The 19,273-nt window shown below is 50.4% G+C and carries 17 protein-coding genes, 1 tRNA gene and 1 pseudogene; 11 read left to right on the forward strand and 8 right to left on the reverse strand.

The window, feature by feature from the left end; translation table 11 throughout:
* Positions 1-7 precede the first annotated feature (7 nt).
* Positions 8-625 (forward strand): urease accessory protein UreG, encoded by a 618-nt coding sequence (gene ureG, locus ABIE10_RS16635; RefSeq protein WP_016154547.1) that lies wholly within the window; start codon positions 8-10, stop codon positions 623-625.
* Between the two features lie 48 nt (positions 626-673).
* Here ureG and tsaD read toward each other — a convergent pair whose 3' ends face one another.
* Entirely contained in the window at positions 674-1,687 is a 1,014-nt protein-coding gene (gene tsaD / locus ABIE10_RS16640) for a tRNA (adenosine(37)-N6)-threonylcarbamoyltransferase complex transferase subunit TsaD (protein WP_003024694.1), read from the reverse strand.
* Between the two features lie 235 nt (positions 1,688-1,922).
* Between tsaD and rpsU the strand changes: the two genes are divergently transcribed.
* The 3 genes from rpsU to rpoD all read left to right on the forward strand — a co-directional run bounded on the left by rpsU (position 1,923) and on the right by rpoD (position 6,133).
* On the forward strand, positions 1,923-2,138 hold the full coding sequence (gene rpsU / locus ABIE10_RS16645; RefSeq protein ID WP_001144069.1) for a 30S ribosomal protein S21: 216 nt from the start codon (positions 1,923-1,925) through the stop codon (positions 2,136-2,138).
* 240 nt (positions 2,139-2,378) lie between these two features.
* Complete coding sequence (dnaG, locus tag ABIE10_RS16650; RefSeq protein ID WP_046276250.1) at positions 2,379-4,124, forward strand: DNA primase; 1,746 nt, start codon at positions 2,379-2,381, stop codon at positions 4,122-4,124.
* A 164-nt stretch (positions 4,125-4,288) separates the two neighbouring features.
* The gene (rpoD, locus tag ABIE10_RS16655; protein WP_016154549.1) at positions 4,289-6,133 is read left to right on the forward strand and encodes an RNA polymerase sigma factor RpoD; all 1,845 of its coding nucleotides are present in this window, start codon (positions 4,289-4,291) and stop codon (positions 6,131-6,133) included.
* Between the two features lie 45 nt (positions 6,134-6,178).
* On the opposite strand, the gene mug is transcribed toward rpoD, so the two are convergent.
* Complete coding sequence (gene mug / locus ABIE10_RS16660; protein WP_429156343.1) at positions 6,179-6,685, reverse strand: G/U mismatch-specific DNA glycosylase; 507 nt, start codon at positions 6,683-6,685, stop codon at positions 6,179-6,181.
* A 125-nt stretch (positions 6,686-6,810) separates the two neighbouring features.
* On the opposite strand from mug, the gene ABIE10_RS16665 reads away from it, so the two are divergent.
* A tRNA-Ile gene (locus tag ABIE10_RS16665) sits at positions 6,811-6,886 on the forward strand.
* Between the two features lie 483 nt (positions 6,887-7,369).
* Here ABIE10_RS16665 and ABIE10_RS16670 read toward each other — a convergent pair.
* Positions 7,370-7,522: pseudogene (locus ABIE10_RS16670) on the reverse strand (regulator); the annotation flags it as partial.
* 100 nt (positions 7,523-7,622) lie between these two features.
* On the opposite strand from ABIE10_RS16670, the gene ABIE10_RS16675 reads away from it, so the two are divergent.
* The 4 genes from ABIE10_RS16675 to ABIE10_RS16690 all read left to right on the forward strand — a co-directional run bounded on the left by ABIE10_RS16675 (position 7,623) and on the right by ABIE10_RS16690 (position 11,825).
* Positions 7,623-8,246, forward strand: a complete 624-nt coding sequence (locus ABIE10_RS16675) for a phage repressor protein CI (protein WP_103767161.1) — start codon at positions 7,623-7,625, stop codon at positions 8,244-8,246.
* Positions 8,247-8,257: 11 nt separating this feature from the next.
* A complete protein-coding gene (locus tag ABIE10_RS16680; RefSeq protein WP_103767094.1) occupies positions 8,258-9,151 on the forward strand; it encodes a BRCT domain-containing protein in 894 nt (297 codons plus the stop codon).
* Between the two features lie 3 nt (positions 9,152-9,154).
* On the forward strand, positions 9,155-10,171 hold the full coding sequence (locus tag ABIE10_RS16685) for a phage integrase (RefSeq protein ID WP_103767093.1): 1,017 nt from the start codon (positions 9,155-9,157) through the stop codon (positions 10,169-10,171).
* A 91-nt stretch (positions 10,172-10,262) separates the two neighbouring features.
* Entirely contained in the window at positions 10,263-11,825 is a 1,563-nt protein-coding gene (locus ABIE10_RS16690) for an ATP-dependent nuclease (protein WP_103767092.1), read from the forward strand.
* A 473-nt stretch (positions 11,826-12,298) separates the two neighbouring features.
* Here ABIE10_RS16690 and ABIE10_RS16695 read toward each other — a convergent pair whose 3' ends face one another.
* From ABIE10_RS16695 to ABIE10_RS16715, 5 genes are all read right to left on the reverse strand, one after another.
* Positions 12,299-12,622, reverse strand: coding sequence for a DUF1889 family protein (locus ABIE10_RS16695; protein ID WP_429156346.1), 324 nt, complete (start codon positions 12,620-12,622; stop codon positions 12,299-12,301).
* A gap of 113 nt (positions 12,623-12,735) precedes the next feature.
* Positions 12,736-14,547 (reverse strand): diol dehydratase reactivase subunit alpha, encoded by a 1,812-nt coding sequence (locus ABIE10_RS16700; protein ID WP_429156348.1) that lies wholly within the window; start codon positions 14,545-14,547, stop codon positions 12,736-12,738.
* A 10-nt stretch (positions 14,548-14,557) separates the two neighbouring features.
* Positions 14,558-14,986, reverse strand: coding sequence for a diol dehydratase small subunit (locus ABIE10_RS16705; RefSeq protein ID WP_429156350.1), 429 nt, complete (start codon positions 14,984-14,986; stop codon positions 14,558-14,560).
* 2 nt (positions 14,987-14,988) lie between these two features.
* Positions 14,989-15,573, reverse strand: a complete 585-nt coding sequence (locus ABIE10_RS16710) for a propanediol/glycerol family dehydratase medium subunit (RefSeq protein ID WP_016154579.1) — start codon at positions 15,571-15,573, stop codon at positions 14,989-14,991.
* Positions 15,574-15,584: 11 nt separating this feature from the next.
* Positions 15,585-17,252: a propanediol/glycerol family dehydratase large subunit gene (locus tag ABIE10_RS16715; protein WP_016154580.1), complete on the reverse strand. Its 1,668-nt coding sequence runs from the start codon at positions 17,250-17,252 to the stop codon at positions 15,585-15,587.
* 391 nt (positions 17,253-17,643) lie between these two features.
* Here ABIE10_RS16715 and ABIE10_RS16720 point away from each other — a divergent pair, with 391 nt between their 5' ends.
* Entirely contained in the window at positions 17,644-18,072 is a 429-nt protein-coding gene (locus tag ABIE10_RS16720; protein WP_047499194.1) for a GlcG/HbpS family heme-binding protein, read from the forward strand.
* A gap of 22 nt (positions 18,073-18,094) precedes the next feature.
* Complete coding sequence (gene dhaT / locus ABIE10_RS16725) at positions 18,095-19,258, forward strand: 1,3-propanediol dehydrogenase (protein ID WP_016157511.1); 1,164 nt, start codon at positions 18,095-18,097, stop codon at positions 19,256-19,258.
* Positions 19,259-19,273 lie beyond the last annotated feature (15 nt).

Consider the following 19,273-nt stretch of genomic DNA (forward strand, 5'->3'; position numbering starts at 1 on the left):
AGAAAAAATGAGTAACAACAAGCATCCCCTGCGCGTGGGCGTTGGCGGCCCGGTTGGCTCCGGCAAAACGGCGCTGCTGGAAGCGTTATGCAAATCCATGCGCAGCAGCTATCAACTGGCGGTGGTAACCAACGATATCTATACCAAAGAAGATCAGCGCATTCTCACCGAAGCAGGCGCACTGGAGCCAGACAGGATCGTCGGCGTGGAAACCGGCGGTTGCCCGCACACCGCTATCCGTGAAGATGCGTCGATGAATCTGGCCGCCGTTGAGGCGCTGAGCGAGAAATTCGGCAATCTGGATCTGATTTTTGTGGAAAGCGGCGGCGATAACCTGAGTGCCACCTTCAGCCCGGAATTAGCGGATCTGACGATCTATGTGATCGACGTTGCCGAAGGTGAGAAGATCCCGCGTAAGGGTGGCCCGGGGATCACCAAATCTGATTTTCTGGTGATCAATAAAACCGATCTGGCCCCTTACGTAGGCGCCTCGCTGGAGGTGATGGAGCGCGATACCCTACGCATGCGCGGCGAGCGTCCGTGGACGTTTAGTAATTTAAAATCCGGAGAGGGTCTGGAAAAAATTATCGCGTTTCTGGAAGAGAAAGGGATGCTGCGGGAGTAGAGTATTGCCCGGTGGCGCTACGCTTACCGGGCCTACAATATTATGTACTTATGCCGCCGGTAATTCCGCCAGCGGCCAGCGAGGACGCACGGTCACGCCAAGATCCGCCGTTGCACCCGCTTTAAAACGCACCATGCCCGCGTAGGCGATCATCGCCCCGTTATCGGTGCAAAATTCCGGACGCGCGTAAAACACTTCGCCACGACGCTTTTGCATCATCTCGGCCAGTTTTGCACGCAGCGTACGGTTAGCGCTCACGCCCCCCGCCATTACCAGACGTTTAAAACCGGTTTGATCCAGCGCGCGTTTACACTTGATCATCAGCGTATCAACCACAGCATCTTCAAACGCACGGGCGATATCTGCACGCGTCTGATCGTCATTTTCGTTATTACGAATGGTATTCGCGGCGAAGGTTTTCAGGCCGGAGAAGCTGAAATCCAGACCCGGACGGTCGGTCATCGGGCGCGGGAAGACAAAGCGTTTTTCAACGCCTTGCGATGCAAGCTTTGACAGCATTGGGCCGCCAGGATAATCCAGCCCCAGCAGCTTGGCCGTTTTATCGAACGCTTCACCAGCGGCATCATCTATCGATTCACCCAGCAATTCATACTGCCCAATACCGGTGACGCTGATCAGTTGCGTGTGACCGCCGGAAACCAGCAGCGCAACGAACGGGAAAGCAGGGGGATTATCTTCCAGCATCGGCGCCAGCAGATGCCCTTCCATATGGTGCACAGGAATTGCCGGTACGCCCCAAGCGAACGCCAGCGAACGTCCTACGGTTGCGCCGACCAGCAGCGCGCCAACCAGACCAGGACCTGCGGTATACGCCACCGCATCAATCTCTTTTGCCGTCAGTCCCGCTTCTTTCAGCGCGGCCTGGATCAGCGGTACGGTTTTACGTACGTGATCGCGCGAGGCCAGTTCTGGCACTACGCCGCCGTAGTCAGCGTGTAATTTCACCTGACTATACAATTGGTTGGCTAAAAGACCTTTTTCATCGTCGTAAATGGCGATGCCGGTTTCATCGCAGGATGTTTCAATACCCAGTACACGCATGACTTGTTTTACCTCGCTCTATTACCGCGCAGTGTAGGACCAATGCGGGTTGATGTAAAACTTTGTTCGCCCCAGGAGTTCCGCTCGTGTATACTCCTTATCCTTATAAAAGTCCCTTTCAAAATCGCGTCGGTGCTTTACAAAGCAGCAGCAATTGCAGTAAAATTCCGCACCATTTTGAAATAAGCTGGCGTTGATGCCAGCGGCAAACCGAATTTATAAAGGTGAGAGTTACATGCCGGTAATTAAAGTACGTGAAAACGAGCCGTTCGACGTAGCACTGCGTCGCTTCAAGCGTTCATGCGAAAAAGCAGGTGTTCTGGCGGAAGTTCGTCGTCGTGAGTTCTATGAAAAACCGACTACTGAACGTAAGCGCGCTAAAGCTTCTGCTGTGAAACGTCACGCGAAGAAACTGGCTCGCGAAAACGCACGCCGTACTCGTCTGTACTAATCCATTGAGAGCCAAGGCTCTCAATTCAGACAGAGTTGTAGTTGTAAGGCCGTGCTTCCGGAAGGAATGCGCGGCTTGTTTTCGTTTATACGCGTCATCATTCAAGCTGCCTCTGCGTTGGCTGCAGTCGTTCCCTCCAGTCACGTACTGATGTACGCTCCTGAGGATTCGCTCCCTTGCCGTCTTGATGCATCTTGAATGATTTTGTGTATATAAGTCATAAAAAAATAAACGGGGCATATGGCTGGACGAATTCCACGCGTATTTATAAATGACCTGCTGGCAAGAACCGACATTGTCGATCTCATCGACGCGCGGGTAAAGCTGAAGAAGCAGGGCAAAAATTATCACGCGTGCTGTCCGTTCCATAACGAAAAAACCCCCTCTTTCACCGTAAACGGTGAGAAACAGTTTTATCACTGCTTTGGGTGTGGCGCACATGGCAACGCCGTCGACTTTCTCATGAACTACGACAAGCTCGAGTTTGTGGAAACCGTCGAAGAACTGGCCGCAATGCACAACCTTGAAGTGCCCTATGAAGCAGGCAGTGGCCCTAGTCAGATAGAGCGCCATCAACGGCAAAGCCTTTATCAATTGATGGACGGCCTGAACACTTTTTATCAACAGTCTTTGATGCAACCCGCCGCTACCCCCGCGCGCCAATACCTGGAAAAGCGAGGATTAAGTAGCGACGTGATCACCCGTTTTGCTATTGGTTTTGCGCCCCCCGGCTGGGACAACGTCCTGAAACGGTTTGGCGGCAATGCTGAGAATCGTAAATCGCTGGTCGATGCGGGAATGTTGGTCACCAACGATCAGGGACGCAGTTACGATCGCTTCCGCGAACGGGTGATGTTCCCCATCCGCGACAAACGTGGTCGAGTCATTGGTTTTGGTGGACGCGTGCTGGGCGATGCCCTGCCGAAGTATCTCAACTCCCCGGAAACCGATATTTTCCATAAAGGTCGCCAGCTGTATGGCCTTTATGAAGCCCAGCAGGATAACGCCGATCCGCAGCGCCTGTTAGTGGTAGAAGGCTATATGGATGTGGTGGCGCTGGCGCAATACGGCATTAACTACGCTGTGGCATCCCTTGGGACGTCAACCACCGCCGATCACATCCAGTTGTTGTTCCGCGCGACGAACAACGTAATTTGCTGTTACGACGGTGACCGTGCCGGACGCGACGCAGCATGGCGCGCGCTGGAAACCGCACTGCCCTATATGACAGACGGACGCCAGCTACGCTTTATGTTTTTACCTGACGGCGAAGACCCCGATACGCTGGTGCGTAAAGAAGGGAAAGAGGCCTTTGAAGCCCGGATGGAGAAGGCGCTGCCGCTCTCCGCGTTTTTATTTAACAGCCTGTTGCCGCAGGTGGATTTGAGTACCCCGGACGGACGCGCACAGCTCAGCACGCTGGCATTACCGCTGATTACTCAGGTACCAGGCGAAACGTTACGCATTTATCTGCGACAGGAGTTGGGAAACAAGCTCGGCATTCTGGATGACAGTCAGCTTGAACGTTTAATGCCAAAACTGGCAGAAAATGGGGCTTCCCGCCCTGTTCCACAGCTAAAACGTACGACCATGCGTATACTTATAGGGTTGCTGGTACAGAACCCGGGTCTCGCCCCGCTGGTTCCGCCGTTAGGCGCACTGGATAGCAATAAGCTGCCTGGACTTGGCTTATTCAGAGAACTGGTCAACACTTGTCTGGCTCAGCCAGGTCTGACCACCGGACAACTTTTAGAACACTATCGTGGCACAAATGATGCTGCGACCCTTGAAAAACTGTCGATGTGGGACGATATAGCAGATAAAGATATCGCAGAAAAAACCTTCACCGACTCACTCAACCATATGTTTGATTCGATGCTTGAGCTGCGCCAGGAAGAGTTGATAGCTCGTGAGCGCACACACGGTTTAAGCAGCGAAGAACGCCGGGAACTCTGGACGCTGAACCAGGAACTGGCCAAGAAATAACAGAAAGACAAAAGTATTTAACGGCTTAACTGCCGAATATCGCTCGGGAAGCCCCCGACAGCCGCACGGAGAGGCAGCGGCAAAATATAAGTATGCCCTCGTTTTGCCGTTGGCGGTTTTACCGCCCAACACCAATCAAACGAATTAAGTGTGGATACCGTCTTATGGAGCAAAACCCGCAGTCACAGCTGAAGCTACTTGTCCAACGTGGTAAGGAGCAAGGCTATCTGACCTATGCCGAGGTCAATGACCATCTGCCGGAAGATATCGTCGATTCAGATCAAATCGAAGACATCATCCAAATGATCAATGACATGGGTATTCAGGTGATGGAAGAAGCACCTGATGCCGATGATCTGCTGCTTGCTGAAACCTCCAACAGCACCGATGAAGACGCGGAAGAAGCGGCTGCCCAGGTTCTATCCAGCGTTGAGTCTGAAATCGGTCGTACAACTGACCCGGTCCGCATGTACATGCGTGAAATGGGTACCGTTGAACTGTTAACCCGTGAAGGCGAAATCGACATCGCTAAACGCATCGAAGACGGGATTAACCAGGTTCAATGCTCTGTTGCCGAATACCCGGAAGCCATCACCTATCTGCTTGAGCAATACGATCGTGTAGAAGCTGAAGAAGCGCGTCTTTCCGATCTGATCACCGGCTTTGTCGATCCGAACGCGGAAGAAGACATGGCGCCAACGGCGACACACGTCGGTTCTGAGCTCTCTCAGGAAGAGATGGATGACGATGCAGACGAAGATGAAGAAGATGACGACGACAGCAGCGATGACGACAACAGCATCGACCCTGAATTAGCGCGTGAAAAATTCGGTGAACTGCGTACTCAGTACGAAATCACTCGCGACACCATCAAAGCGAAAGGCCGCAGCCATGCTGCCGCGCAGGAAGAAATTCAGAAGCTGTCTGAAGTGTTCAAACAGTTCCGCCTGGTGCCGAAGCAGTTCGACTACCTGGTAAACAGCATGCGCGTCATGATGGACCGCGTGCGTACTCAGGAACGTCTGATCATGAAGCTCTGCGTTGAGCAGTGCAAAATGCCGAAGAAAAACTTCATCACCCTGTTCACTGGCAACGAAACCAGCGAAACCTGGTTCAACGCGGCAATCGCGATGAACAAACCGTGGTCTGAAAAACTGCACGACGTGGCAGATGATGTTCACCGCGGACTGCAGAAACTGCAGCAGATTGAAGAAGAAACCGGCCTGACCATCGAGCAGGTTAAAGACATCAACCGTCGCATGTCCATCGGTGAAGCGAAAGCCCGCCGTGCGAAAAAAGAGATGGTTGAAGCGAACTTACGTCTGGTTATCTCTATCGCCAAGAAATACACCAACCGTGGTCTGCAGTTCCTGGATTTGATTCAGGAAGGTAACATCGGTCTGATGAAAGCGGTTGATAAGTTTGAATACCGTCGTGGTTACAAGTTCTCTACCTATGCAACCTGGTGGATCCGTCAGGCGATCACCCGCTCGATCGCGGATCAGGCACGTACCATCCGTATCCCGGTACATATGATTGAGACCATCAACAAGCTCAACCGTATCTCCCGTCAGATGCTGCAAGAGATGGGCCGCGAGCCGACGCCAGAAGAGCTGGCTGAACGCATGCTGATGCCGGAAGACAAGATCCGTAAAGTGCTGAAGATCGCTAAAGAGCCTATCTCCATGGAAACGCCGATCGGCGACGATGAAGATTCGCATCTGGGTGATTTCATCGAGGATACCACCCTCGAGCTGCCGCTGGATTCTGCTACTACCGAGAGCCTGCGTGCCGCAACGCACGACGTTCTGGCTGGCCTGACCGCCCGTGAAGCGAAAGTTCTGCGTATGCGTTTCGGTATCGATATGAATACCGACCACACGCTGGAAGAAGTCGGTAAACAGTTCGACGTTACCCGCGAACGTATCCGTCAGATCGAAGCGAAAGCGCTGCGTAAACTGCGCCACCCGAGCCGCTCTGAAGTGCTGCGTAGCTTCCTTGACGATTAATCTCGCCGCATAAGCATAAACGCCACCGCAAGGTGGCGTTTTTCTTTATAGTCCCCGCCTGGCCAGGGCGTCATTCACTTCCCGATACGCCTCCACCAGTTTATCCAGAGTAATCCGACTTAACCCGCTGGGATTCGGCAAAACCCATATTTGCGTCGCGCCAATAGTCAGCGTTTGTTTTCCCCATTGCGCCCCACGCTGGCTGAGGCCCAGCTCAAATGCCTGCTTCCCAAGGATTGCGAGTGCGGCGGGCTGATACTCTTCTATTTTCTCAATGAGCTTACGGCCGCCGTTGCGCATCTCCTGTAGCTTCACTTCATTGGCTTGCACCGTCGGTCTGTCGACAAATTTAGTCACGCCGCAACGGAAGTCCAGCAAGTGTTGTGCCTCTTCGGGTTTGAGCTGGCGATCGGTAAATCCCGCCTGATGGATGACCTTCCAGAAGCGATTAGCGGGATGTGCAAAGGGGAATCCTGTACCTGCGGAAGACAACCCCGGATTGATGCCGCAAAACACCACCCGCAGCCCCGGCGCCAGTATGTCCTTAACCATAATTACTCCCATCAATACATCAGAGGAACAAGTATAACGGACTGAAAATACATTGTTTATAAAAACAGCATCCGTACGCTTATGTCTGGATTGCAACGCGGAGTTACTTTATAATCCACCGCCACGGCCCCTTAGCTCAGTGGTTAGAGCAGGCGACTCATAATCGCTTGGTCGCTGGTTCAAGTCCAGCAGGGGCCACCAAATTTTAGCTTTAAAATCATATAATTAAGCCACCTTTGAGAAGGTGGCTTTTTTATTTTAAATAGTCAGTGTCCCCTTTTTGTCCCCTCATGCCAAAAGAGCCCCCCTCCTCGTCCGCATCCTAATCCAACACCATGCCCATTTTTTACATTTTGCTCATGGCTGGTTATGATTCAGGCGCAAAATTTATAAGGAAATGTTTCTGGCACTCACTAAATGCAAAGAATGCAAAAAAGAAGTATCAACCTCTGCAAAGACCTGCCCACACTGTGGCGTAAAAGATCCTGGCTTTGGTGCAAAGCAGAAACTTAGCGGCTGTCTGATACTGATTATCATTGTGGGAATAATCATGTATTTCGTTGGCAGTGGTGACGATGAAAAAGCAGCTGAAACTCCAAAGGTATGTTCTAACACTGACACCCAGTGCAACTTTGATAAGAATCTGGTAGATGCTGTGACGAAATGCAAACCATTGGTTGAGCGTTCCTTCTTGCGGATAGGTAAACGACCCTCGCGGATCATCTGACGGGCATAGCTAAGCTTGTAGCCAGTGCGACAACAGAACTCATCCAGTGTGATGAATAGCTCAGACACCACAAGATTGATGCTGGGGCGCATTGAAAAGTTACGATTCATGATGCACTATTCCTCAATTTGAGCGACGAACTTACTACTCGTCACTGTTTCACACTATTCACAACATCTTGAATCGAGATATTAGGATCACCAAATGAACGTGTCAACCACAAGCTTAACGAAAAATGATGATATCAGCTTGATTCGAGATTTTATATTCCAGAATAGAGGTGGTAAAGAGGTGATAGGGCGCATCCTTGAAGCCTATGGGTTTACGACCAGAATATCCCTATGTAATCAATTAGGTGTATCTCAGAGCACCATGGCGAACAGGTATGCGCGCGACACATTCCCGGCTGATTGGGTCATAGTTTGCCATCTCGAAACGGGCGCATCATTAATCTGGCTAAGTACGGGCACTGGCAATAAATTTGTGGATGGGCGCGATCACGAAACCGTGCATCTAAAACACATAGACATCACAAATGGGAACATTGCTACCCAAAAAGAAATCATAACTGATAGGTCAACCATTCCCGACGGCTTAACATCACCATTCATTTTGACGGCTGATAAAACAACATATCTAGCAGACAGCTACGAAGGCGAGCTGGTAGACGGTTTCTGGTTTATTGAAATTGATGGAATCGCGAGTGTACGAGAGCTTTACCGCTTCCCAGGAGGCCGTATACGCGTAGAGAACGGCAAAGCATCATTTGAATGCTCTGTATCTGAAATCAAGGTTCTCGGAAAAGTCATCAGCAAAACTGAGTTTATGGAATAAGGAGATTTAAAATGAGTCAGTTCAGCGCATTAAACTACTCAAATAATAGAGATAAAGCCATAGCAAACCTTATTAACATTATCGAAGGTATAACCTGCGATGGAAAAGTTAGTGAAAAGGAAATGATTTTTCTTGATACATGGTTATTAGAATCAGAAATAATTTCTCAAAACTATTATGTGGGTTGCATTAGAGATAAGATTACAGACATTCTCTCTGATGGTATCGTTGAACAAAACGAACTAGACGATTTAAAAGAATTACTGCTTGAGATGCAGCGCGGCCTAATCGACACTCCAAATATTGACCTTTATTCTGTTGATTCAGACAAGCATCTACTAGAAGGGTTATGCAAAGGAATGGCTTCTGATTATCATCTGAGTAATGACGAAATTAGCTATCTTAATTGGTTCCTCTCCACTAATGCTTGCCTTAAAAATAACTATCCTGGTAAACATTTGTATGAATTAGTCAGAGAAATTCTCAGTGACGGGATAATAACTGGGGACGAACGCATTGAATTATTACAGGAGATCACCGCGTTCACAGGCTCTAACATCTCTGAGGGCATAGTAGACGGGTATTCGACAACGTCACCAGTGGACTTCATAGAAAAGTTCACCTCAGAAAGCAGCAAGGTGTGCCTCACAGGGAAGTTCTTATGTGGCTCTCGCCGCCAGTGTGAAGCCGACCTAATTAAACTAGGTTGTAAAATATCAGATCGCGTAACCCAAGATTTGGATTACCTCATCATAGGAGCACTTAGCTCTAAAGATTGGAAATTCCAAAGTTTTGGTAGAAAAATTGAGCAGGCTATTGACTACCGCGACAATAAAGGCGCCCCTCTTAAAATCCTCAGTGAGGAACACTGGCAAAGCCTAATGCGTTCAACAAACCAGAGTTAAGCTATGGCAGTCAGCAAATTAAGCAACGGTAAATGGCAGGCTCAGGTTTTCCCAAACGGCCGTAACGGCAAAAGGATACGCCGCCAGTTTGCAACTAAGGGTGAAGCACAATCCTATGAGAAGTTTGTAAAAGAACAGGCTCAGGATAAGCCTTGGCTGGGAGAGAAAGCAGATAAGCGGCGAGTAATCGAACTGGTTGAATTGTGGTTTAACACGCATGGTATTACTTTGGCTGATGGTGAGAAGCGGCGAACCACAATGGCGTTCGCCTGTGAGTCGATGGGAAACCCACTAGCAACCGAGTTTAACGCCAAGATTTTTGCATCTTATCGCGAGCAGCGATTAAGTGGAAAAATAACCCGCTCCACTCGAGTGAAGACGGTTACGCCTCGCACAGTAAATTTAGAACTGGCGTATTTCAGGGCGATGTTTAATGAACTGCGCCGGTTGGACGAATGGACCGCTCCAAATCCGTTAGAGAATATGCGCGAGTTTAAAATCAGTGAGTCGGAGATGGCGTATCTTACCATTGAGGAAATTAGAACCCTCCTCGCCGAATGTGAGAAAAGCCGCTCCAAAGACCTGGCTACCATTGTGAAAATCTGCTTGGCAACTGGCGCACGATGGAGTGAGGCAGAAGGTTTGAAAGGAAACCAAATCCGCGCCGGCCAGATCATCTACGTAGAAACCAAAGGCAAGAAAAATCGCGCGGTTCCGATAACTGAAAAATCACAGGTTGAGCTACCATCAAGCAGGAAGGCGCAGTTGCTTTTTAAACCATGCTATTCAGCTTTTAGAAAAGCTATGCAACGTGCAGGCATTGAGACGCCAGCTGGACAACTTACGCATGTTTTGCGTCATACCTTCGCGTCTCATTTTATGATGAACGGCGGCAACATACTAGTGCTTCAACGTATACTTAGGCACACAGACATTAAAGTGACAATGCGATATGCACACTTTGCACCAGATCATTTATCAGAAGCTATGTTGCTTAACCCTCTTGATAGGCTGAGTTAATAATGAAAACAAAACCTTTTGATATTCTTACACATAATTTCCGATTCAATAACTTCGAGTAAAAAAATTACAAATTTATACTGAGGAAAAAATGAAGTATAGAGAAAGTCAAACTGACTTAAGTTTAAGAAAATGGTTTTCAAATTCACTAGAGCACGCGCTTTTAAGAAAAGTAGCTCTCGAGCAAGGAAGGTTACGCTCCTTATCCTCATTTGAAATTAAAATAGATTATCCATTGCTAGCAATAGCTGGAAGAAATGGATCTGGAAAATCGACTTTATTAGCTATGATTGCTTGTGCTTATCATAGTGCTGAAGATAAGCATATTATGTCTGGAAAAAGAAAGCCTTATTATACTTTTGCAGATTTTTTCATTCAGCATTCTGACGAAGTGCCTCAAGAAGGAATAGCAATAGGATATCATATTGCTCATAACAACTGGACACCGTCTAAGACAGTACCCACAGGAAAAGGGATTGGTAGGCAACTACGTTTTAAAAAGAAAGGAGGAAAATGGAATAATTACGACAAGAGAGTGAAACGTCAAGTAATCTTCTTGGGAATTGAACGAATAGTTCCCCACAGTGAAAAAAGTCAATCCAAGAGTTATGCTAAGTTATTTATATTTAATGGCCATGAGTTAGGGTGTGAAAATGAAATAAGAGACAATGTAGGTTATATACTTAACAAAAAATATGATGATTTTAAATTTGTTTCACACTCAAGATATAGGTTACCAATTGTCACGCATGAAGGTAAAACAATATCTGGATTCAACATGGGGGCGGGAGAGAATGCGCTCTTCGAAATATTCTCGATATTATATTCAGCAGAACCTGGAGCATTAATCATTGTTGATGAAATCGAGTTGGGCCTTCATGCGGAAGCACAGGTTAAGCTTATTGAAAGATTAAAGTCCGCCTCTCATAAAAGAAAGCTACAAATTATATTCACCACTCACTCAGATATAATATTTGGATGTATCCCAGACGATGCCAGAGTCTATATTGAAAGTATAAACTCTAAAACCATAATTAATACTGAAATATCTCCTGAATATGCCTTTGGAAAATTAAGCTCGGAAAACTCTCAAGAACTCGATGTGTTGGTTGAGGATGTAGTTGCAGCAAAGCTTTTATCAAGCGTTCTTCCTAGTAATATCCGTTCAAGATTGCAAATTGAAGTAATTGGCTCAGCTAGCTCATTGTCACGTCAAATGGCCGCTATTTTCCAAAGGGGGAAGAAAAATAAAGTAATAACAATTTTTGATGGTGACCAAAAAAGATTTTATAAAGACAACCTAAAATGTGCACATTCTATGCTAGAAAAGAACCACGAAGAGTTCACGCAGTGGTTCTCAGAGAATATAAACTACATGCCCGGCAATGAGTGGCCTGAAAAATGGATTATAAGTAAAAATTTAGAATATGTAGATAATCTTTCAATACTGGTAAATGGGGAACCTGACGTTACTACAGCTGCACTAAATCGTGGTGCAGGCTCAGAAAAACATAAAGAATTTTACGAAGCTGCGCTATTGCTTGGTGTTAATGAATCTGAAATGCTGGATAGATGCTGCATAAACCTAGCGATGATGTGTCCCGACAATGTAAGTTATCTTGTCGATTTCATAAAAAATAAATTATCTGAATAAGCCTGAATTTTGGATTTTTAAATTTGTCTCCGAATACGTCCCATAAATTGGCAGCAAAGTGGCAGCAGAGCGCAACTCTATTCGCCACTTTTCATCACTATTCAGCTCAGAGAAATCTTTAAAATCAGCAAGTTATTGATTTCACTCACTTCAAATTGTGACTCATAATCGCTTGGTCGCTGGTTCAAGTCCAGCAGGGGCCACCAAGATTCAAGGACTTGCGAGAAATCGCAGGTCCTTTTTTTGGGGGCTCTTCCGTAGATGTTGGCACGAGCCAAAAGGATTCCTGCTGGAACAAATCAATATCTGTTCGCACCAAAATGTGAAATAAGAGCCGGGAAGAATACGGCAGGCGGGGCGTGAAGATATATTACGGGATGCCTCTGTCCAGCAACAAGCTGGTCACTGTCCCCCCTCTGGACGTCGCCATCCAGAGATGGAAACGTCCGTTAGAGTTTGATTCGATAGTCAGCTCAAACTAGCTCTTTGAGCTGCTCCTGCATATAGGTTGAAAAATATTCTGGGTTCTTGATAAGGATGCGGTTACCGGAGGCCACTTTTCCTGCCCATCCGGCCACTTTTTTCGTGAACTCGGGATTCCATCCCTCCTGCTCACCCCGTGCCATCACAGCTTCCGGACTCGCTGGCACACCTAAGTCATGCAAATACTTTAAGATTCCCTTAGCGGTACTTTCATCCATTGAATGGGGTACTGACGCCGAAGTGTTCATACCACCAATAAAATCCAATGCTTTCTCAATTGCTGTTGGCATGCTCTTATCCTTAAAATTAACCACGTGAGAGACACATTTATACTATGTACCCAACTCCGCCGGGATATCAAAGAGAACATCACCTTTATTTGATTTACCCCGCAGCTAAACGCTTGCGGCGGCTGTTTTCTGCACGATTAATTCACTATCCCGGCCAAAACCAGCCCGGTCGCTACCGCATTACGCGGCCCTTCGGTACCACGGATGTTGCCCTGTCCGGCAACCACGCCGTAATGCGCCAGCGCGTCGGTGATCATCTGCGGGATTTCGAAATCCAGCGAGGAGCCGCCCACCAGCACCACAAAAGTCATATCGCGAATAGAGCCGCCGGGTGACACCTGGCGTAAAGCGCGCAGGCAGTTGGTCACAAAAACTTTCTCTTTGGCCTGTCGGCGCACCAACCGAATTTTTTCCAGCGAGGTCTGGTTATCTACGGGGATCAGCTCGCCGTTTTTCAGATAAACGACTTTGGCAAACACTGACGGACTGAGCGGTTCGCGAAAAAACTCCACCGCGCCGTTCTCGTGGCGAATGCTGAACAGGCTCTCCACTTTTGCCAGCGGGTATTTTTTAATTTCCTCCGCCAGAAACGGATCGCTTAAGCCCAGCTCGGTTTGAATCAACAGGCTGACCATATTCCCCGCGCCAGCCAGATGGACCGCTTTCACAACGCCATCGCTATTGATAATGGCGGCATCGGTAGAGCCTGCGCCTAAATCGAGGATCGCCAGCGGTGCAGCACATCCGGGCGTTGTTAACGCACCGGCAACAGCCATGTTGGCCTCCACGCCGCCGACTTCAACCGGGATGTTTAACCGGGCGCTCAGCTCACTGGCGATGGCCTGCATCTGTAAGCGATCGGATTTCACCATCGCCGCAATGCCAACGGCGTTCTCCATTGAACACTCCCCGGCAATACCGCCCTGCACCTTGCGCGGAATAAACGTATCCACCGCCAACAGATCCTGAATATACACCGCGTGCATGTCGTGACCGGTCAGCGAGGCCATCACCTTACGCACCCGCTCCAGCATGCCACCTGCATGCGTACCTGCTTCACCACGAATATCGCACACGGGCGCACAGGTGCTCATCGCCTGCATAATGGCCTGTGCGCCTTGCGCTACGTCGGCTTCACCGCCGCGCTTTTCGCCGCGGATAAAGATCTTACCCGCCGGGATCACCCTTGAGCGCACATCACCCTGCGGGGTTTTCAGCACCACGGCGGAACGGTTGCCAATTAGCGCTCTGGCGATGGGGACGATAGTTTGCGTTTCCTCGGGCGTCAGGGTAAAGAAGGTCGCGATGCCATAAGGATTCGACAGCACTCGCACCACCTGTCCTGGGGCCGCCACTTCCACCGCCGCCAGCACACCTTCCGGCACCTTCTCCAGCAGGGTGACTTCATCTACCACCGGCATTGTTCGACGCAGACGATTGTTCACCAGCACGCCATCATCTTTTTTCAGGATCGCCGCTACCACGTTGACCCCGCGATCCAGCGCTTCATTGATAAACCAAACCGCCTCGAGGAAATCCTTCTCCTCACCGACCAGCGGGATCCAGCCCTGGGTAAACCGATCTTCGCTCAACGCCGCCAGCTTCTCCACGGCGATGGTAGTTCCCATTCCCACGCCAACGCCGCCGGGCGTTTGCGGGTTATGCCCAATCATTGTTGATTCGGTAATGATGGTTTCAGTGATGGTTTCCATCGCCACATCGCCAATCACCGGTGCCGCCTCGTTGATGCAGATTTTCGCCACGTCCTGAAGCGACCACGGGGTGTTATTCAGCGCCTGCTGCAGGGAGGCCACCACCCCGGCAATATTGTCCCGTGTGCCTTTCATACCGGTCGTGGCGACAATCCCGCTGGCGATAAACCGGCCATGCTGCGCCAACGCCACTTCGGTGGTGGCGTTGCCGATATCAATCCCTGCAATTAACGGCATACAACCTCCGTCACTGGCTGCCTTTACGCAGCTTGTTTCTCTGCAGATACACCTCTGCCGACTCGCGGACAAACCCGGCGTTCACCGTGGCATGCCAGGTATGTTCCAGTTCATCGGCAATGGCCTGAAGCTCGGCGAACGAAGAACGAAACGGCCGCAGCGCGTTATAAATTTCAAGAATACGGGCATCCGGAATTGCTATAAGCTCCGCCGCACGACGGAAATTACGCGCCACGGCGTGACGCTGCATCTGTTCGGCAATCTGCGCCTGGTACTCCAGCGTTTGCTGAGAAATACGCACATCCTGCGGACCTACGCGGCCCGCCAGCACATTCTCAAGGGTAATCTCGGTTAGCGGTTTGCCGGTAGGAGTCTGGATTTTCTCCGGGCAGCGGGTCTCTAATGGATAATCCTGCGCGGTCATGATGTTGTCGTTCATGGTCATTCCCTTACGAGTGCAATATGCAGCGTGACAGGCGCAGCATCCTGCACCACGTGTTTGGTCTCTTTGATATGAAACAGCGCGGCCTTGGCCATAAATTTGGGTCGTACCATCTGGTCATTAACCACTGGCACTGGCGAAGGCGACTCTTTACGTGCATAGCGCGCGGCGTTTTTACCAATCTGGCGATAGGTTTCCAGCGTCAGCAGCGGAGCCTGAGAGAACAGCTCAAGGTTGCTCAGAGGCAGCAGATCGCGCTGATGAATCACCGTGGTTCCTTTCGACTGGATACCAATCCCGATGCCAGAACCGCTGAGATTTGCCGCATCCCATGCCATAAATGAAACATCCGAGGTGCGCAGAATCCTCACCACCCGTGCATGCAGCCCCTCTTCTTCAATGCCGGCAACCAGCTCTTTCAAAATCGCTTTGTGCGGCATATCAATCAATGTTTTGTGCTGATACTTATCAAAGGCGGGGCCGACGCCTATCACGACTTCATCCACGCGTTCGTCCGCTTTAGCCGCCTCGCCTTCACTCACCTGCAAGGTGAAAACCGGCTTACGTTCAGTTGTGCATTCCACTGTGTACCGCCTTATTCGATCGAGCCGGGCTGAACCACGCCCGCAATATTTTTAATTTCCGCCCAACGTTCGGCAGAGATGCGATAGCCGGTGCCGGGTCCCTGATAATCGTTGATGTCATTAACGGCGCTGACGACGTCGAACTGACGATCCAGAATGGCCGACGTTTGCAGGTAATCACCAGTAACACGCTGCCTCAGCATGTTGAGGATATTGCTGGCGATGTCTTCGAAGCCGCTGGAACTCAACGCGCCGACGATATCCAGCCCGGTGATATTGCGTTTCATCATCTCTTCCACGGCAGCCAAATCTTCCACCACATTGCGCGCGGGCATATCTTTGCTGCCGTGAGCGTAAGTGGCGGCCTCCACCTCTTCATCGCTAATCAGCGGCAGGCCCAGTTCGCGGAACACCGCCTGAATGGCGCGTGCGGCCTTATTGCGGATGGCGATTGTCTCCTCTTCCGTGACCGGACGCAGGCCCCCATCAACCATCAGATCGCGTTGCAGAATGTTGTAATCATCGAAGTCTTCAGCGTCGAAGTTCGACCCGGCAAACATGTTGTCGTAGTTCGGTACCGCGCTATAGCCGGAGAAGATAAAGTCGGTGCCCGGCAGCATCTGCATCAGGGTGCGAGCAGTACGACGAATATCGGAGTGGGAAAAGGTCTGGTCATTGGCGGAGGCCACTTCAAGGTCGAGCATCGAGGCAATCAGGTTTTCCGCCAGCACCGCGCGAATCCCCGACGGCACAGCGCCGGTCATGCCGATACAGCTGACCGCGCCGTTTTGTAACCCCTGTACGCCCGCGCCTTTGGTGATAAAAATGCAACGCGACTCCAGATAAAGCATCGATTTACTTTCGGAATAGCCCATCAGCGCTTCCGAGCCGGTGCCGGAGGTGTAGCGCATCTTCAGACCACGAGAAGCATACGCCGAGGCAAGAAACGCTTTTGACCACGGCGTATCATCGCCATCGGTAAACACCGACTCCGTGCCATATACCGACACCGTTTCGGCGTAGCTGGTTAGCCCGCGCATTCCCAGTTCCAGCTCCGTGGCCTCTTCAACGGAGCATTGCGTCAGCACGCCGGGGCGACCGCATTGGGACCCCACCAGCAGCGCCAGGGCGTTAAACGGCGCATAGCGGGCGATCCCGACCGTTGTTTCCTGTTCGGAAAAGCCACGGATCCCCGCTTCAGCAGCGTCGGCAGCAATCTGTACCGGGTTATCTTTCAGGTTGGTCACGTGGCACTGATTGGAGGGGGTGCGTCTGGCGCGCATTTTTTGCAGCGCCATCATCATCTCCACCACGTTCATTTGCGCCATCACCTCCACCGCTTTCGCCGGGGTGATGGCAGTCGTAATGGCAATGATCTCTTCCCGACTGACGTGGATATCCACCAGCATTCTGGCGATCTCCAGCGCGTCGAGCTGCATGGCGCGCTCGGCCTCGGGCACGTTAATCGCGTAATCGGCAATGAACCGGTCAATCATGTCGAACTCGGCGCGGCTCTTGCCGTCCAGCTCAACAATACGACCATTTTCCACCTTCACCGACGAAGCCGGATCGTAAGGGCTTTCCATTGCGATCAGCCCCTCTTCAGGCCATTCGCCAATTAGCCCATCCTGATTTACAGGCCGCTGGGCAAGCACTTCGAATCGTTTTGATCTTCTCATAGTTTATGGACTCAAAAGATAAAAAATAGGGACGCCGGGCCGTATTGCCGGGGACACAACACCCGGCATTCGCCTTTCATCAGCAATAGCCGAACTCTAAATGAGCAGGACAATAAAAAAATAAAATTAATTTCGTTCCAATTTGGTACGTAATAAAAACTCATCGTTTCATATTGAAACGCTGCTCAGGAATATTCGCCGTGAATTGTGACGAGGTTAAATGATCATTATCAATAAACGCCACAACAGGAAACTGAACGTAATATTTTTGAAATCCCCACCCTATTGACTTAATAACGCGGGGCGAGAAAATAAGATAAAGCCAATGATAAAAATAGCTGTTGCGCGATATTTTCGTGACCTCAGCCCTACAACCTTTTCAGGAGAGAATGTGAATAAGAGCCAACAAATCGCCACCATTACGCTGGCGGCTGCAAAGAAAATGGCGCAGGCCGTCGAGGCTAAAGCGCTTGAAATCAACGTTCCGGTGGTATTTTCCGTGGTGGATCACGGCGGGAACACGCTGCTAATGCAACGTATGGACGACGCGTTTGTCACCAGCTGTGATATCTCTCTTAATAAAGCTTATACCGCCTGCTGCCTGCGACAGGGTACCCATGAAATTACCGATGCGGTACAACCAGGTGCCTCTCTATATGGCTTGCAGCTCACCAATCAACAACGAATTGTTATTTTTGGCGGCGGTTTACCTGTCATATTAAACGGCAAAGTAATCGGTGCCGTTGGCGTAAGTGGCGGTACCGTCGAACAAGACAGGTTATTAGCAGAAACCGCATTGAATTTTTTCTCTGAATTATAATTTAAATCTAAGAAGGTATATTATGAGCTATCGTATGTTTGATTACCTGGTGCCAAATGTGAACTTCTTTGGCCCCAATGCTATTTCCGTGGTCGGCGAACGCTGTAAACTGTTGGGCGGTAAAAAAGCGCTGCTGGTCACTGATAAAGGTCTGCGGGCAATTAAAGACGGCGCGGTAGATAAAACCCTCACGCATCTGCGTGAAGCCGGTATTGACGTCGTGGTTTTTGACGGCGTTGAGCCAAACCCCAAAGACACCAACGTGCGCGACGGCCTGGAGGTCTTTCGGAAAGAGCATTGCGACATCATCGTTACCGTTGGCGGCGGTAGCCCGCATGATTGCGGTAAAGGCATCGGTATCGCGGCGACTCACGAAGGGGATCTCTACAGCTATGCCGGGATTGAAACCCTGACCAACCCGCTGCCGCCGATCGTTGCGGTGAATACCACCGCCGGTACCGCCAGCGAAGTCACCCGCCACTGCGTGCTGACCAATACCAAAACCAAAGTGAAGTTTGTGATTGTCAGCTGGCGCAACCTGCCGTCGGTCTCCATTAACGATCCGCTGCTGATGCTCGGCAAGCCAGCCCCACTGACTGCGGCCACCGGGATGGACGCCCTGACCCACGCCGTGGAAGCCTACATTTCCAAAGATGCCAACCCGGTCACCGACGCTGCCGCTATCCAGGCGATCCGCCTGATCGCCCGTAACTTGCGCCAGGCCGTGGCGCTGGGCAGCAACCTGAAAGCTCGCGAGAACATGGCCTACGCCTCCCTGCTGGCGGGTATGGCCTTCAACAACGCCAACCTCGGCTACGTTCACGCGATGGCGCATCAGCTTGGCGGTCTTTACGACATGCCGCACGGCGTGGCGAATGCCGTACTGCTGCCGCACGTAGCGCGCTATAACCTGATCGCTAACCCGGAAAAATTTGCCGACATCGCAGAGTTTATGGGCGAAAACACGGACGGACTCTCCACCATGGATGCCGCCGAGCTGGCCATTCATGCTATTGCCCGCCTCTCCGCCGACATCGGTATTCCGCAGCATCTGCGCGATCTGGGCGTCAAAGAAGCCGATTTCCCGTATATGGCGGAAATGGCGCTGAAGGACGGCAACGCCTTCTCCAACCCGCGCAAAGGGAACGAGAAAGAAATTGCCGAGATCTTCCGTCAGGCATTCTGATAACGCAGGGGGCGC

This window comes from Citrobacter sp. 506, assembly GCF_050434985.1.
Lineage (GTDB): Bacteria > Pseudomonadota > Gammaproteobacteria > Enterobacterales > Enterobacteriaceae > Citrobacter > Citrobacter braakii.